This is a genomic window from Gaoshiqia sp. US2 (genome assembly GCF_059705485.1).
Map to the genome: position 1 here is coordinate 2667652 of NZ_AP048550.1, position 14842 is coordinate 2682493.

14 protein-coding genes and 1 tRNA gene are annotated in these 14842 nt (G+C 42.9%); 3 read left to right on the forward strand and 12 right to left on the reverse strand.

Features of this window, described 5'->3' with window-relative positions; genetic code table 11:
* Positions 1 to 245 precede the first annotated feature (245 nt).
* The 5 genes from rplT to AC6H3C_RS10655 all read right to left on the reverse strand — a co-directional run bounded on the left by rplT (position 246) and on the right by AC6H3C_RS10655 (position 4642).
* Positions 246 to 590, reverse strand: coding sequence for a 50S ribosomal protein L20 (gene rplT, locus AC6H3C_RS10635; protein ID WP_282590879.1), 345 nt, complete (start codon positions 588 to 590; stop codon positions 246 to 248).
* Between the two features lie 95 nt (positions 591 to 685).
* Positions 686 to 883: a 50S ribosomal protein L35 gene (rpmI, locus tag AC6H3C_RS10640; protein ID WP_423127831.1), complete on the reverse strand. Its 198-nt coding sequence runs from the start codon at positions 881 to 883 to the stop codon at positions 686 to 688.
* 27 nt (positions 884 to 910) lie between these two features.
* Entirely contained in the window at positions 911 to 1483 is a 573-nt protein-coding gene (gene infC / locus AC6H3C_RS10645; protein ID WP_497521261.1) for a translation initiation factor IF-3, read from the reverse strand.
* Between the two features lie 5 nt (positions 1484 to 1488).
* The gene (gene thrS, locus AC6H3C_RS10650) at positions 1489 to 3438 is read right to left on the reverse strand and encodes a threonine--tRNA ligase (protein ID WP_497520749.1); all 1950 of its coding nucleotides are present in this window, start codon (positions 3436 to 3438) and stop codon (positions 1489 to 1491) included.
* Between the two features lie 154 nt (positions 3439 to 3592).
* Positions 3593 to 4642 (reverse strand): DUF6588 family protein, encoded by a 1050-nt coding sequence (locus AC6H3C_RS10655; RefSeq protein ID WP_497520750.1) that lies wholly within the window; start codon positions 4640 to 4642, stop codon positions 3593 to 3595.
* 185 nt (positions 4643 to 4827) lie between these two features.
* Between AC6H3C_RS10655 and AC6H3C_RS10660 the strand changes: the two genes are divergently transcribed.
* On the forward strand, positions 4828 to 7020 hold the full coding sequence (locus AC6H3C_RS10660) for a S9 family peptidase (RefSeq protein ID WP_497520751.1): 2193 nt from the start codon (positions 4828 to 4830) through the stop codon (positions 7018 to 7020).
* Positions 7021 to 7037: 17 nt separating this feature from the next.
* Here the strand turns inward: AC6H3C_RS10660 and AC6H3C_RS10665 are convergent, their stop codons facing one another.
* Positions 7038 to 8309 carry a class 1 isoprenoid biosynthesis enzyme gene (locus AC6H3C_RS10665; protein ID WP_497520752.1) on the reverse strand — a complete coding sequence of 424 codons (1272 nt, stop codon included), beginning with the start codon at positions 8307 to 8309 and terminating at the stop codon, positions 7038 to 7040.
* A 260-nt stretch (positions 8310 to 8569) separates the two neighbouring features.
* Between AC6H3C_RS10665 and AC6H3C_RS10670 the strand changes: the two genes are divergently transcribed.
* Together AC6H3C_RS10670 and AC6H3C_RS10675 are read left to right on the forward strand one after the other, a co-directional pair.
* Positions 8570 to 8653 (forward strand) — tRNA-Leu (locus tag AC6H3C_RS10670).
* A gap of 290 nt (positions 8654 to 8943) precedes the next feature.
* Complete coding sequence (locus tag AC6H3C_RS10675) at positions 8944 to 10152, forward strand: site-specific integrase (RefSeq protein ID WP_497520753.1); 1209 nt, start codon at positions 8944 to 8946, stop codon at positions 10150 to 10152.
* Between the two features lie 229 nt (positions 10153 to 10381).
* On the opposite strand, the gene AC6H3C_RS10680 is transcribed toward AC6H3C_RS10675, so the two are convergent.
* From AC6H3C_RS10680 to AC6H3C_RS10705, 6 genes are all read right to left on the reverse strand, one after another.
* Positions 10382 to 10666, reverse strand: coding sequence for a hypothetical protein (locus AC6H3C_RS10680; RefSeq protein WP_497520754.1), 285 nt, complete (start codon positions 10664 to 10666; stop codon positions 10382 to 10384).
* Positions 10667 to 10902: 236 nt separating this feature from the next.
* Positions 10903 to 11187: an HU family DNA-binding protein gene (locus AC6H3C_RS10685; protein ID WP_497520755.1), complete on the reverse strand. Its 285-nt coding sequence runs from the start codon at positions 11185 to 11187 to the stop codon at positions 10903 to 10905.
* Between the two features lie 196 nt (positions 11188 to 11383).
* Positions 11384 to 11779 carry a hypothetical protein gene (locus AC6H3C_RS10690; RefSeq protein ID WP_497520756.1) on the reverse strand — a complete coding sequence of 132 codons (396 nt, stop codon included), beginning with the start codon at positions 11777 to 11779 and terminating at the stop codon, positions 11384 to 11386.
* Between the two features lie 246 nt (positions 11780 to 12025).
* Positions 12026 to 12733 carry an N-6 DNA methylase gene (locus AC6H3C_RS10695; RefSeq protein ID WP_497520757.1) on the reverse strand — a complete coding sequence of 236 codons (708 nt, stop codon included), beginning with the start codon at positions 12731 to 12733 and terminating at the stop codon, positions 12026 to 12028.
* Positions 12734 to 12799: 66 nt separating this feature from the next.
* Entirely contained in the window at positions 12800 to 13843 is a 1044-nt protein-coding gene (locus tag AC6H3C_RS10700) for an ArdC family protein (RefSeq protein WP_497520758.1), read from the reverse strand.
* A gap of 500 nt (positions 13844 to 14343) precedes the next feature.
* Positions 14344 to 14778: a DUF6573 family protein gene (locus AC6H3C_RS10705; RefSeq protein ID WP_497520759.1), complete on the reverse strand. Its 435-nt coding sequence runs from the start codon at positions 14776 to 14778 to the stop codon at positions 14344 to 14346.
* Positions 14779 to 14842 lie beyond the last annotated feature (64 nt).

Genomic DNA, 14842 nt, shown 5'->3' on the forward strand with positions numbered 1-14842 from the left:
ACCAGTTGGCCAGTAATCAGTACCAGTGATTCTTTACTCAGATACTTTTTAGTTTCAAGCTCCGGCCCCAAGCTCCAAGCAAGCAATGACCAGTAAGCAATGACCAGCAGTGTTTTTGTGTCGAATTTATATTTGGCAATTTTTCGGACTCAAGCTTCAAGGTCATAAATCAGCCTGGCATCAACGAAAAAGCCCCGCCAAATGGCAGGGCTTCTATGTTTATTTCGACCTTTCTGGTGTGATATTTATTTCACCTTGTCAACGATTGCTTTAAAAGCAACCGGTTGATAAACGGCTAAATCAGCTAATACCTTACGGTTAATTTCGATACTGTTTTTCTTCAGTAAGCCGATTAACTGAGAATAGCTCATTCCTTCCATACGGGCAGCAGCGTTGATACGCTGAATCCAAAGGGCACGGAAGTTTCTTTTTTTGGCTTTCCGGTCGCGGTATGCATATTGTAACCCTTTTTCATAGGTATTTTTTGCAACCGTCCAGACATTTCTGCGGGCACCCCAATTACCTTTGGTTTGTTTGAGGATTTTTTTTCTGCGAGCCCGAGATGCTACATGATTTACTGATCTTGGCATAATTTTAATTTTTAAGTGGTTAGCGTCCGGCACCTGCCGGATCTTTTGGCTAATTCACTTCGTTTTAACTCTGATTTTTAACTCTTCGAAAAGGATTATTTCATGGAAAGCAACAGCTTAACATTATTCTCGTCCGCTTTGTTGACCAACCCGATGTGGGTCAGGTTCCGTTTGCGTTTGGTGCTTTTTTTCGTCAAAATGTGACTTTTAAAAGCATGCTTCCTTTTCAGTTTACCGGTGCCGGTTAATTTAAACCGTTTTTTTGCTCCGGAATTCGTCTTCATTTTTGGCATCTTTCCTAATTTAAATTATCAAAGAAATTACTTCTTCTTTTTAGGTGAAATAAACATGGTCATTCTTTTTCCTTCGAGTTGCGGCAGTTGCTCTACTTTACCGTAATCTTCCAGGGCGGTTGCAAATTTCAGCAACAGAATTTCGCCTTGTTCTTTGAAAAGGATGGAACGTCCTTTAAAAAATACATAGGCTTTTACTTTTGCCCCTTCGGTAAGAAATTTTTCGGCATGTCGCAGCTTAAACTGAAAGTCGTGTTCATCAGTATTGGGTCCAAAACGAATTTCCTTGACGATGACTTTCACCGCTTTGGCTTTCATTTCTTTTTGTTTCTTTTTTTGCTGATAAAGAAACTTCTGATAGTCCGTAATTTTACAAACAGGAGGATCCGCACTGGGGGAAATTTCTACCAGGTCTAATCCAAGTTCTTCGGCCATGGCCAAAGCTTCTTTTAATGAGTATACGCCCTGGTTTTCGACGTTTTCACCAACAACGCGAACCTGATGAGATCTGATTCTCTCATTTATCCTGTGCTGAGGTGCTGTTTCTACACGTGTCCCTCCGCGATATGGTCTTTTTACAGCGATAAGAAAACCTCCTATTCTTTTTAGTTATATAATACTGATAATTGTTCTTTTACCTCGTTGTTCAGGAAAGTTGCAAACTCTTCCATGGTCATGCTTCCTTTGTCTCCATCGCCTTGCTTACGCACAGACACCTGACCATTTTCTGCCTCTTTTTCCCCGACAATCAATAAATACGGGATACGTTTTAGTTCGTTATCCCGGATTTTGCGACCGATTTTTTCATTGCGGTCGTCAATTGAGCTGCGAATATCGTAATTATTTAGAAAATTTGAAACTTTTTCAGCATAATCGTTATGTTTTTCGCTTATTGGGAGCACCACCACCTGCTCAGGGCTCAGCCAAAGCGGGAATTTTCCGGCGGTATGTTCAATTAACACAGCCACAAAGCGTTCCATCGACCCGAAAGGCGCCCGGTGGATCATCACCGGACGGTGACGTTTGTCGTCGGTTCCGATGTACTCCAGTTCAAAGCGTTCGGGCAGGTTATAGTCTACCTGGATGGTCCCCAACTGCCAGCTGCGGCCCAGGGCATCTTTGATCATGAAATCGAGCTTTGGCCCGTAAAAAGCAGCTTCGCCCAACTCGGTCACTGTTTTTAGTCCTTTTTCGGCAGCAGCCTCAATAATGGCCTGTTCTGCTTTATCCCAGTTTTCGGGCGAACCAATATACTTTTCAGGTTTGTTGGGATCGCGTAACGAAATTTGGGCAGTATAGTCTTCAAAATTCAGTGCCTTAAAAATGATGAAGATAATATCGATGACTTTTTTAAATTCATCTTTCAACTGGTCGGGACGGCAATAAATGTGTGCATCATCCTGAGTAAAGCCACGTACGCGGGTCAGTCCGTGCAACTCGCCGCTTTGCTCGTAGCGGTAAACAGTCCCAAATTCGGCCATGCGTACCGGTAAATCTTTGTATGAGCGGGGTTTAAATTTGTACAATTCACAGTGGTGCGGACAGTTCATGGGTTTCAGCATGTATTCTTCGCCTTCAACCGGTGTTTTGATGACCTGGAACGAGTCTGCGCCGTATTTTTGAAAATGGCCTGATGTTTTGTACAGGTTAACATCGCCGATATGCGGGGTAATAACCTGTTCGTAGCCGAATCTTTTCTGAACTTTTTTCAAAAAATCTTCCAGCTGCATTCGCAGCATGGCTCCTTTGGGCAGCCACAAAGGCAATCCTTGTCCTACTTTCTGAGAGAAGGTGAACAGTTCCATTTCCTTGCCAATCTTGCGATGATCCCGTTTTTTTGCTTCCTCGAGCATAATCAGGTAATCGTCCAGCAATTTTTGTTTTGGAAAACTTACCCCGTACACCCGGGTCAGCATTTTATTTTTCTCGTTACCCCGCCAGTAGGCCCCGGCGATCGACGTTAGTTTGATGGCTTTGATGTAGGAAGTATTTGGCAGGTGAGGTCCCCGGCACAAATCGGTAAAATTCCCCTGATGATATAAGGTGATGGTTCCGTCCTCCAGTTCGCTGATCAGTTCTTGTTTCAGTTCGTCATTTTTTGCGGTAAACATGGTCATGGCTTCCGCTTTGGTAATGTTCCGGCGGATGATTTCACTTTTTGACCGGGCCAGGTCCATTATTTTCTTTTCAATTTCCGCCAGGTCCTTTTCGGTTAGTTGTTTCCCGTCGGGGAGATCAATATCGTAGTAAAATCCGGTATCGACAGTTGGCCCGATCCCAAACTTTGTGCCGGGGTAGAAAAATTCAATGGCTTCGGCCATCAGGTGGGCCGATGAATGCCAGAACGTTTCTTTTCCTTCGCGGTCGTCCCACGTGAACAGCTTAATACGGGCGTCGGTTGTCAGTGGCCGGTTTAAATCCCGGACTTCACCATCTACTGAAATGGCTAAAACATCCTTAGCCAGGCGGCTGCTGATCGCATGGGCAATGTCGAGACCGGTTATCCCGCTCTCAAACTCCCGGACACCATTGTCAGGTAATGTTATTTTAATCATCTGTCTAATATTGTGAATCTTATTTTCAGGCTGCAAAGATAATTATTATTAACTGACCGCATTCAACCGACCGTATTTTTCTCTATGATTAAAATAAGAAAAGGCGCCTGTTTCGCGCCTTTTTGTCGTAATTATCCATGAAGGTTTTTATTCATTAACGGAAGCCAAAGCTTAAACCGGCGTTGTAGGAGGTGTATTCCGAGAAATTTACCGACCCGAACAAGCTGAAGAAAGCCAGTTTTAAGCGAAAGCCGGCATCGGCTGCAAGGCTCGAATTTTTGAATTTCAAGGCGATCGGGTGGTCTTCTTCCGCATACTCGGGTATACCCAGATTGTTGATGGTAAATACCGGATATTTGCCAAGTAAATCGATCGTTGATTTGCTGGTGTTATGTGAAACGCCTGCGAAGAACGTGAGAACTGCCACCTTTTTAGAAAGGATTAAGCCGTATTTCATGGCTTTGGTTTTTACATCTGCTTTTTGGTTCTCGTCAGCGACATAACCTGTTGGGTTTGGGAGTCCGTAATTCTCGTACGAGAATGTGAGCCCCGATTCACCGTCAATTTGCGTATAACCGGCAAACACGGAGGCGTCAAAGGGCAGGTGTTTGATCACGGGGATCCACTCTTTGAAATTGTGTTTCAGACCGACTCCAACCAGTCCGATTTTAGCCCGGTCATCGTCCACGTCAAACTTTATGGTCGGAACATAACGGCCAATCAGTTCGGTATGGGGTAAAATGCCAACACCTAACTGGATCATGGGAATAGGCACCAGGTCGAGTTCCGACCCGCCCGGAGTCGTGAACGAGCTGATTTTTGTATCGTTTGAATAAATGTCCAGCTTTGTTCCCCCATTTTCGTTTCCGGCGGCGGTCGCGGCTATGCTGCTGTAACCGTCGGCCACCCGGGCATTTGTCAGATTAAGCGAATTGACATCAAACGTTTGGTGCGATTTTGGAATTTGTACAGCGCTTATGGTAAAAGCGAGGTCAAAGCCTAAAATTTTATGGGTTTCGGCCGTATTGTACCACGAATTGTTTAACCCGATTCCCAGTGCATTGGCGTGAGGATTAACGTATGCTTCGATTAGTTTACTGGCATCGGCTTTTCCAAATTTCAGCCAGTCAGCTACATCCGACTGGCTGAAGCCAGGTGTTACAAGTGACAGGCAAATGAATCCAAATAGCAATCTTTTTTTCATAAAGCAATTTATTTTGAGGTTCGATATTATACTTCTAAAATAAACACAAAACCCCCATCTGCAATGAAGGCTGGTATGCCGGGCCGCTATTTATCCGGCGTAATTTTAATAAAATAACGGACAATTTAATTTTTTATTTAGAAAAAAATTAAAAATTTTGGACATTCTTAATAAATATCATGACTATGCGCAAGCTTATTTTTGTCTTAATTCTGTTTTTTGGGTTTGGTTACCCGCTTCTTGCCCAATATAAAATCAGCCTCGAGGATGTTCAGGTGTACGGGACTTTTCATGAAAAGAAGGTCGCCGGACTTCGGTCGATGAATAATGGTTTGTATTACACCGTTCTGGAAGATGGGAACAAGATTGTCCGGTACAGCTATAAAACCGGGGAGAAAGTTTCGGTTGAGTTCGATTTGTCAAAGATAAAAGATGCAGCTATCCGGAGTTTCGCCGCCTACGAATACAGTGATGACGAAACAAAATTGCTGCTCACTACGAATCCGGAAAAGATTTATCGTCATTCGTTTTCTGCCGAATATTATGTTTGGAACTCGGTAACCGGCGAACTAACCGGGTTATCGGCTAAAGGAAGGCAACAAGAGGCTACTTTTTCTCCCGACGGAGAGCGTGTGGCTTTTGTCCGCGATAACAACCTGTTTGTGAAAAGCCTGAAATTCGGGACCGAGAGCCAGGTGACTTTTAACGGCAAAAAGAATGAAGTGATCAACGGGCTTCCGGATTGGGTGTACGAAGAAGAATTTGCTTTCAGTAAAGCCTTTGCCTGGTCGCCCGATTCAAAGTTCCTGGCTTTTATTCGTTTCGATGAACGGGATGTCAGGGAGTTTTCAATGACCATGTATCAGGGGGCAAATCCGGATATGCGGGGGAGCGCTTTGTATTCGTCGGCGACTACCTTTAAATATCCTAAGGCCGGGGAGAAAAATTCGCTGGTTAGCGTTCACGTTTACGATCTGAAATCTAAAACAACGGTTGAAGTAGATACAGGCGCCGAAACCGATATTTATATTCCCCGGATCAAATGGACGGCCGATGCTGAAGGATTGGCCATCATGCGGTTGAACAGGCGCCAGAATGTTCTGGATGTGCTGTTAGCTAATCCCTATACGGGCGATAGCCGTTCCTTTTTTACAGAAAAAAACAACCGGTTTGTCGCCGAAGAATTTCTGGACGATTTTATCTTTTTGCCCGACAATGACTACTTTGTATTAAACAGCGAACGTAATGGGTTTTCACACTTGTATTTATACGACAGACAAGGTTTCCTGGTGAAACAGTTAACAAACGGCGAATACGATGTGACTGATTTTTATGGCTACGATAAAAAGCGAAAAATCTTTTATTACCAGGCGGCCAAAGAATCTCCTTTGCGGCGCGAAGTTTATTTTGTAAGTCTTGACGGGAAAAAGCAAGGTAAATTATCGGCAAATTCGGGAACCAATAACGCCGAGTTCAGCAGCGGTTTTAACTATTTCATCAATTCGCATTCGACAGTTGAGAGCCCGTTGAAAGTGACTTTACACGACAACACCGGCAAGTTGTTGCGTGTGCTGGAAGACAATAACGTCCTGAAGGAAAAACTCGGCGGATATGCCATCGCGAAAAAAGAATTCTTTGATTTTAAAACATCAGAAGGCGTTTCGTTGAACGGGTGGATGATTAAACCGATGGGTTTTGATCCGTCGAAAAAATACCCGGTGGTGATGACCCAGTACAGTGGTCCAAATTCGCAGGAAGTGTTGGATGAATGGTCTGTTAATTGGTATCATTACCTGGCGCAGGAGGGATTTATCGTGGCTTGTGTCGATCCGCGCGGGACCGGGGCGAGGGGAGAGGAGTTCCGGAAAGCGACCTATCTGCAGTTGGGAAAATATGAGTCGGACGATCAGGTTGAAACGGCAAAGTACCTGGGCTCACTTTCGTATGTCGATAAAAATAACATCGCCATTTGGGGATGGAGTTTCGGCGGATTTATGACTTTGTTAAGCATGGAAAAAGGAGGTGATTTGTTTAAAGCAGGTATTGCCGTTGCACCGGTAACCCACCATAAATTTTACGACACGGTTTATACCGAACGCTACATGCGTACCCCGCGGGAAAATCCCGATGGTTATGCGGAAAATTCGCCGATGGCTAATCCGGCCGGCATCACCGGACGTTTGCTGATTATTCATGGCTCGGCTGATGATAATGTCCATTTACAGCACACCATGGAATTTACGGAAAGCCTGGTCCAGGCCGGGGTACAGTTCGACATGGCAATTTATACCAACCGGAACCACAATATCCGGGGCGGAAATACCCGCCTGCATTTGTACCGGAAAATGACTGATTTTCTGAACTCTCAGTTGAAATAAATAATCGGTTACCCGCTTTATACAGCCTGTTGTTCTTTCAGCAGGCTGTTTTTTGTTAGAAAATCGTAAGAAAACTCTTCCCGGTTAATGGAGGCCTGTTTCATAATCTGTTCAAAAAGCTGGTCCTGGTAGGGCGAAAAGGTGCCGTTTTTCTTTTTTATGAATGAAAAGCGCAGGGGGGAATGAGATTCAAACTTCCTGACAAATTTCCGGCTGAAAAACGGACTGTTGGTGACCACCGATTCAACCAAAAACAAATCAATGCTATTTTTCATCAGCGACTTAAAAATGTCGCCGTGATCCGACCGAAGATGATCTGTACGAGCCATGACCTGGAACCCCAGATCGTAGGTTTTGCATAACCAGGCGTCCAGCTTTTCCTGTTGGGCTTTTGATGAAAAACAGGTCATCAGCGAGCTGTTCAGGTCGTCAGCAACATCCTGCAGGTCGTCGAGCAACTGCAGGTAAGCGCCGTAATGATAGAAAAACTTTTCTTCAACGCCGGTTAACTGACCCAAAACGAGGTAACCGTCTGCAATAACCGATGTTCCTCCTTTTTGAATACAAATTTTAAAAATGTTATCGGGATCCAGGGATGGAGCATGGTTCATCAGGGCTACACTTTGAGTTTGAGCATCGTGAATCGCCAGTAAGCTCTTATAAACCCCGGGGTGTTGTTCCCTGTCCCAATAGTCTTCAATTATTTCGACCAGATGAAAGATTTTCTCCTCCTGGATGTTCCGGGCGTTAACTTTGTTGCCGGCCAGTCGTTTTGCAAACCGGTTGCTGAAATCAAGCTTTTCAAATGGCGAAATGGCCGGATCGTCCAGGTAATTATCGGTGTACGGGTAAAGCATGCTGTAGGCAAAAATCGGTGGCGTCAGGCAAACGGTTTTTCCGCAAAGAAACTGAAGCCCGTTCATGATCCACACATTTCTGCATGCCTGGAAAATATCATGAAAACGAATGGCCGGGTCGTAAGTCAGGGCTGCATTGATGAACCAGAAGGTAGAACGGACCATGTCGTCTGAAAGGATTACCCGGAGATTTTCATCGCTGTACCCCAGCGTGTTTCGGAAAAAGGAAGCTAACAAATCCAGTAATTCCTGCTTTTTGACTGGCGTTGCGTTATTTTCCGACCTCCACGAGCTGTCCTGAAGCTTATTGAGAAAACTGTCAAACTGTATTTCACGTAAATTTTGCTCTTTTTTGCTAAAACTGTTTAAGTCGTTCGGGAAAACAGTGGCGCTTTGACTCCACATGTTCATAAATTCAGCCAAGTAATTCATAAATGGTTGATTTAGATATTCATTTGTTATACGTTACAAAATGAAGAAAACTTTTGCGTATCCGGACTAAAATTCCGATGAACGGAGTGATTTTATCGGCAAGATCTGATGAGCAGAAAAAAAATGACAACAAAGCGATAAAATTTGATTTTGGGGTAGCATCAGCACGAAATTTTTCTATATTTGCAACGCCTAAAACAAAAAGGCGATATGGGAATAATCCTGAAACGTCAGGTGAAAATTGTTTCTGTTGAAAATAAGCCCAGATGGCGGAATTGGTAGACGCGCTAGTTTCAGGGACTAGTGTCCGCTTGGACGTGCAGGTTCGAGTCCTGTTCTGGGCACGGGTAGAAGTATCAAAATGTATCAAAAGCGCTTAAATTCAATGATTTAAGCGCTTTTATTTTGAAGCAAAATGTCAAAAATCTTCATCAAAAGCCATATTTAAAGGGGCAAAATCGAGACCACAACTTTCAGTGTCTCCCATGGTCGCGGCAAATCACGCAACGAATTGATTCAAAACATTTTATTTGGTTCACTTTGACTCATTTTGGCGCTTTTTTCAAAGCAGAAAATGAGGTATTTTTAATGGTTGCCGAGACCATTTTTCAACTTATGGTTAAACAAGTAAATTATGAAGGTTGTAATTAGTTTTTTATTCAGGAAAAACAGGGAAACTGTTGAAGGAAAATCGCCAATTTATGTCAGGTTTACGTTCAAGAAACAAAGGGTCGAACTTTCCACAGGGATTTATGCCACCAAAGGCCATTGGGACGAATCAAAACAAAGGATCAAAGAAAAAATCCCGGGCAGCCGGGTCTTAAATGAGCGGTTGGATAAAATCAGGACCGAAATACAGGATGTTTTTAACCTGCTAAGGTCAACCGACGAGGATTTTAATGTATATTCAATCAAAGACAGGTTGTTGAACACCGGAGATACAAAAGGGATACTGGCAATTTTTGACTACTACCTGAATAGCATCCTTTCCAAGCTGAACAAAGGCTATTCAATGGAAACCTATAAACATTATAAATCTTCCAGGAAACGTCTGGCCGGGTTCATTGAATCGAAATTGAAAAAATCCGATGTTCCTGTTCAATGCATTGATTACAAATTTTTGGATGCTTTTGATATCTTTATCAAAGAAGAATTCAATAATGTCCAAAACACGGCATGGAATTATCACAAGCACCTGAGACGGGTTTTGAACCTGGCCGTCTCGATGGATTACCTCGATAAAAACCCTTACTCAAAATTTAAAGTAGGTTTGGATGAAACCCACCGGGAAATCCTTTCCATGGAGGAACTGAAGAGAATAGAAGAAAAACAGATCCAAATTGAACGGTTGGCTGTCGTTCGGGATATTTTTGTTTTTGCCTGCTATACCGGGCTTTCATTTGCTGATATATCAAAACTTTGTGACATTCACCTTCAACGAAAACCGGATGGAAAAGAATGGATTATTATAGACCGCTCAAAAACCAATAACAGGTGCAGGATACCAATTTTGCCGAAAGCAAAGGAAATCTTAAAACGGTACGAGGACTATCCCAAAAACACCGGGAAGAGACTTCTGCTCCCGGTTTTAACTAACCAGAAAATGAATAGTTATTTAAAAGAATTAGGGGATATCTGCAGCATTAAAAAGAATATTACGATGCACATCGCGCGCCACACGTTTGCAACAACGGTCACCCTGAGCAACGGAGTTCCAATTGAAACCGTTTCTAAATTACTCGGTCATTCCTCATTGAAGACAACACAGATTTATGCTAAGGTGTTGGACAAAAAAATTTCCGAAGACATGGATATCCTGGAAACCAAATTGTGTCTCTTATAAAAAAATTGGGGAAATGGTTTCAACCATTTTAAATCAGGATCGATAAAAAAATGCACCGGTCCTGATATAGTTTTGCGTCTTGATGTTATTATCATCTGAATTTATTCTGAATAAATAATATATTTACTATCAATATCTTACTTAAAAACAGAATACTAAATTTCTCACTAAAGTCCCAATCTGTATTTCATTTTTCTGTTGGCATGTATGTAATTTCAGTTGAATATTTTCAATTCAGACCGTCGATTACTTTCATCATTTCCAAAATCGTTCCCCTTGGCTTGATGTTTCCTTCGGCATAGTCATTTATTTCTCCGACAATGCTTTCAGGCATATAAATAGTCCTGATTTCTCCTTGAAAGGAAATTTCTTTTATCCCTTTTTTACTGAAAAAATGTGTTATCGCTTCTACAAATTTATCGGCCGTCTCCTGCGTGTCAAACAGGAGGCTTGACAGACGTTGTTTTTTGTAATAAACGATCAATTCTGCTACGGTTTTTTGTTTATCTGGCATATCATTAAAATTTATTCTTTTTGTTTCTCTTTGACTTGTTTGTCCTCTTTTCCAAAATCGAATTCAAATAACTGATCCTGAATTGCAGTTATCGGAGATTCCTCCGTAACTACATTTTGATCCAGCTATTTCTCTTTGAATATGTTTTTCAGAATCATCAATATGTTATCTGTTGAGCAACATTTTTGTATCGCCCGGCATGAGCGAACATGATGATATTTTGCTTCCGAATGCTCTTATTTTACATGTTCTTTAACCCTGGCCACAAATGTTTCAGCCGGTTTAAAAGATGGAATAAAGTGTTCGGGAACAATGACTGTAGTGTTTTTGGAAATATTACGGGCAGTTTTTACTGCTCTTCTTTTTATGATAAAGCTACCGAAACCCCGAAGATAAACATTTCTTCCTTCAGTCAAAGATTCTTTAACTGTTTCCATAAAAGCTTCAAGTGCTTTTTGTGTTGTGGCTTTTTCTATTCCTGTATTTTCACTAATCCGGTTAACAACATCTGCTTTTGTCATCTCTTAAAATATTTAATTATCAGTACTTTATATCTGTATAAACAATCGTTGTACAAATATAAAGGTATTTAATTAAAAAAATAACTGCCCATTCATTGTAAGTTTGAAAACATGAAAATTTAAGATACAAACACTATTGTTCTTGTTTATCACAATATAACGACCAAAAAAAGAGGCATTTCGCCTCTTTCGTTTTTCAGAATTTAATCTGATCTTCAACCTCTTTGATCTTTTCATCAAGGGTGGTTTTGATTTCATCCATCACGGCAGAGACAACCGGGGTATTGGAGGTTTTAAACTCTTTGCCGGAAGCGTCCCGAAGGAACACGGTGGCACCCATCCCGTCAGCGCCCAGCGAGAAGGTCTGGAGGTTTCTGCGGGTATCCGTCAACTTGCGCCACTTCTCGATGAGCATGCTCAAATCTTCCACTTTCTGGATACGCTTTTCCAGTGAAGGAACTTCAGCTACCGCCTTTTCTTCTTTCTTCACTACTTCCAGGGAAGTTTTTGGTTGTTCAACACTTTCAGCTTCGATTTTTTTAGCTGCATTATTCATGATTTTTACCACTGCCCTGTGGCTTTTTTTTGGCATCTGGCACGCCGGTTAAAATTTCGGCTTAACCGACATTGAGCTGTCTCGGATAAGGTCAACGGGGTGCATGTCATTCCGGAGCAACCGGAATGAACGCATCCGAAGGACGGTTGCTTTTCCTGTTTTTAAAAGCAGCCGCCCCTTTACCGTTCCGGGAAGCGTAAATAACTTTGCCCGCAATTTTAAATGGAGTGGTTTTACCTTTCAAAATACCGGAAACGAACAAAAAAGGGGCTTTTCTGCCCCTTAGAATTCAAACATCAACTGCTGGGTTATTTTTGGCACCGGAGATTGTTGATCAATGATGACCTGTTTCTTTTCCGGTAATCTTAAAACCATGTAGCTTTCTGATTCCGTGATTTCCTTGATGTACGGAACTCCATGCTCCGGGTGAAGTTCAATCCTCCATCCAGCGTAAAAGCGGTTCATCAGGGTGTCCATCCAGCAAACTTCGCCCAGGAGCCCGTTCAGGCACAGGTTGATAACACACATCATGGCACAGGTCCGGTCAACATCAGCCCCGAAGAATAAGGAATCTCTTTCTATTTTCGCTGCGGCCAGTAGCATCCGTCCTGATCCGCAACAACAATCTGCCACCCGTTCTCCGAAACCTGCCGGGTTTAATATCCTGGCCATCATTTCGCATATCGGTTCCGGGGTAAAGAATTGTCCGTTGTGTCCATGGCTGAGATATTCCATATAAAAGTCACCGAACCCGTCTTTCAAGCCTTCACCATTGTTGTCCATTTCAATAACCAACGCCCCGAAAGCTTCAGCCATCATATAGGCGTCTGGCTTCTCATAGTTCCGGACAATCTCATGGTAGCGATCCTCCTTTGCACCCAGGGATAAGGAACAAATGACCATTTCCAGAAAATCGTCAAACACCGAATGCAAACCGTACTTGTAACCAATCTGGAGAATATACTGGGAAAAACTTTTTAGCTGTTCCATCTTTTTGAATTTTTAATCATGATTAACTATTGAGATTTGAATTAATGAGATGAAAAAAGGCGGAGGCTAAACTGCCTCCGCCAATGGATCAACCAGCGCTATACTGGTTGGCGGGTTCGGATAAGACTGATGCTCCAGGATGTAATCCACTGCCTTTTGCGCCATCGATGAAGCTGTTAGAAGCATCTTCTTGTCTTCCTTAAATTTGCCAATCCAGCTTTTGATGTAAGCCGCACTGTTATCAATGGTGGCGTTTTGGATACCGGTCAGATGGCAGAGGTAGGCAGCTCCCATCTCGGCCACAAGTTCTTCCAGTGCATAATTATCCTGAGAATTGAATTTGTAATCGTGAAGCTTTTCATGTCTGCCAGTCCTGCTAATATGCCCAACTCCGTGCGTTGCTTCGTGGAAAAGAACGGCGTAAAACTGTTCATCCTTAAAAAAGGTTCGCGGATTGGGCATCCCGATATAATCTTCGGAAGGTGAATAGAAGGCATGGGTCTGGTTCAAACGGATTTCAGGACAATCAGACCAGAACTCAATCAACTGCTCAGCCTGGCCGATCGGGTCAAAATCGTGGTCATGAGCTTCCGTGGAAGGAATTTTGCTTTCATCGATCCCTTCGGTCTGTTTCAGGTTAAAAACAGTGTAATATCTCAGAAATGGAATCTGGTCGATGCTGCCATCTTTTTCTTCCATATCCAGAAGCTTCCAGAACACAACCGGGAAACCTTTTTCTCCTTTCACTACATGCCCGCCCAATTCCTTGACCTGGTTGAAGGTGAGGAAAAACGGGGAACCGAATTTGTCAGCCACGGTAAGCAGGAACCAGAAATTAAAACCACGATAAACTTTCCTGTAAACCATGTTTTGAGGTAGGCAGGTCTCAGCTTTCCAGGGCATCTGCCACGGGATGACACCTGCTTCAAGTCGTTCGATAAGCAGATTGGTAACCATTTCGTAAATGTCGAATGAAGAATTCATAAGATTGGGCCGCTTGCCCTGCGGACTTTTAATGGCATCTGGCACGCCGTTAAACTTAAATTTTTGGCGTACCACCATTGAGCTGTCCCGGATCAGGTCAACGGGGTGCATGTCAGTTTTTTGCAAACTTTTTTACATTTACTGAATCAGATTTATAAAAGATTGGTGAAAAGTCAAAAAACTGAACGCATCCGAAGGACGGTTGCCATGAGGCAACGGGAGAAGCAACCGCCCCTTTACCGTTCCGGGAAGCGTAAATAACTTTGCCGGAAATTTGAGTGTAACACAACACCTTACAACAGATTCTAAATATCTATTCAATGAATGTTAACGAACAAAAAAGGGGCGAAAAGCCCCAGGTAGTTCAAAAGGGATTCCCTTTCCTGGCATAAACGTCTTCATCTGCCGCAGATGAAAGTAAACTCCGGTATTCCGGTTCTCCGCAACCACAGCACAACAAAGTCCTGGTTCGAGGCCAGTAATAGGCTAACGCCCCTTTGGGCAGGTGAGTTTGACACTTTGAACAATTACAGGGATAACGGACTGCAATCTGTCTTGGATCATCTTTATATTTCATTGCTTATCCTCCTTTAATTTTGATTGAAAAAATTGTTTGATCGTATGCACTAATCTTCATCCGGCTTCATGATGAAAATGGCTGGTGACGGATCGTCGAAATCCTGTGCCTGAATCACCGCTTTAAGTGTAACCAACCGGTTAAACCGATTTTCCGGGGTTTCCAGCTTTTCGTTCGGTTCCCAATTTCCTTCATCAGGCATATAGCTGATAAAATCGAACTGGAGAAAATTGGAGGAAACATTCCTGGCATGAAATGCAAACATGAACAGCACGTCCCAAAGTCGACCGGAAAGATTCTGAAGCTCCTCCATGCCTTTCGGAACTTCCACATACTTGTCCCATGCTGCACGAGTCAGGTAAACCGGAAATTTAATGCCTGCTTCCCTGGAAGCTTTGCTGTCAACTTTTACAAGAAAGCCGTCTGCCACAGCTTCCCGTGTTGAATAGGTGGAAACAACTTCCCATCCGTTTGAATCTTTCATTTGATTTTGCTCCTGCCCTGGAGGCTTGTTTTGGCACCCTTCGATTAACTTAAGGGAAAATCTG

Excerpts from the sequence above, each read along its gene's own strand:
- AC6H3C_RS10655 (WP_497520750.1), bottom strand. The coding sequence starts at position 4,642 with ATGAAAAAAAGATTGCTATTTGGATTCATTTGCCTGTCACTTGTAACA.
- AC6H3C_RS10705 (WP_497520759.1), bottom strand. The coding sequence starts at position 14,778 with ATGAAAGATTCAAACGGATGGGAAGTTGTTTCCACCTATTCAACACGG.
- AC6H3C_RS10695 (WP_497520757.1), bottom strand. The coding sequence starts at position 12,733 with ATGGAACAGCTAAAAAGTTTTTCCCAGTATATTCTCCAGATTGGTTAC.
- AC6H3C_RS10685 (WP_497520755.1), bottom strand. The coding sequence starts at position 11,187 with ATGACAAAAGCAGATGTTGTTAACCGGATTAGTGAAAATACAGGAATA.
- AC6H3C_RS10680 (WP_497520754.1), bottom strand. The coding sequence starts at position 10,666 with ATGCCAGATAAACAAAAAACCGTAGCAGAATTGATCGTTTATTACAAA.
- rpmI (WP_423127831.1), bottom strand. The coding sequence starts at position 883 with ATGCCAAAAATGAAGACGAATTCCGGAGCAAAAAAACGGTTTAAATTA.
- thrS (WP_497520749.1), bottom strand. The coding sequence starts at position 3,438 with ATGATTAAAATAACATTACCTGACAATGGTGTCCGGGAGTTTGAGAGC.
- AC6H3C_RS10665 (WP_497520752.1), bottom strand. The coding sequence starts at position 8,309 with ATGAATTACTTGGCTGAATTTATGAACATGTGGAGTCAAAGCGCCACT.
- AC6H3C_RS10675 (WP_497520753.1), top strand. The coding sequence starts at position 8,944 with ATGAAGGTTGTAATTAGTTTTTTATTCAGGAAAAACAGGGAAACTGTT.
- AC6H3C_RS10690 (WP_497520756.1), bottom strand. The coding sequence starts at position 11,779 with ATGCCAAAAAAAAGCCACAGGGCAGTGGTAAAAATCATGAATAATGCA.
- rplT (WP_282590879.1), bottom strand. The coding sequence starts at position 590 with ATGCCAAGATCAGTAAATCATGTAGCATCTCGGGCTCGCAGAAAAAAA.
- AC6H3C_RS10660 (WP_497520751.1), top strand. The coding sequence starts at position 4,828 with ATGCGCAAGCTTATTTTTGTCTTAATTCTGTTTTTTGGGTTTGGTTAC.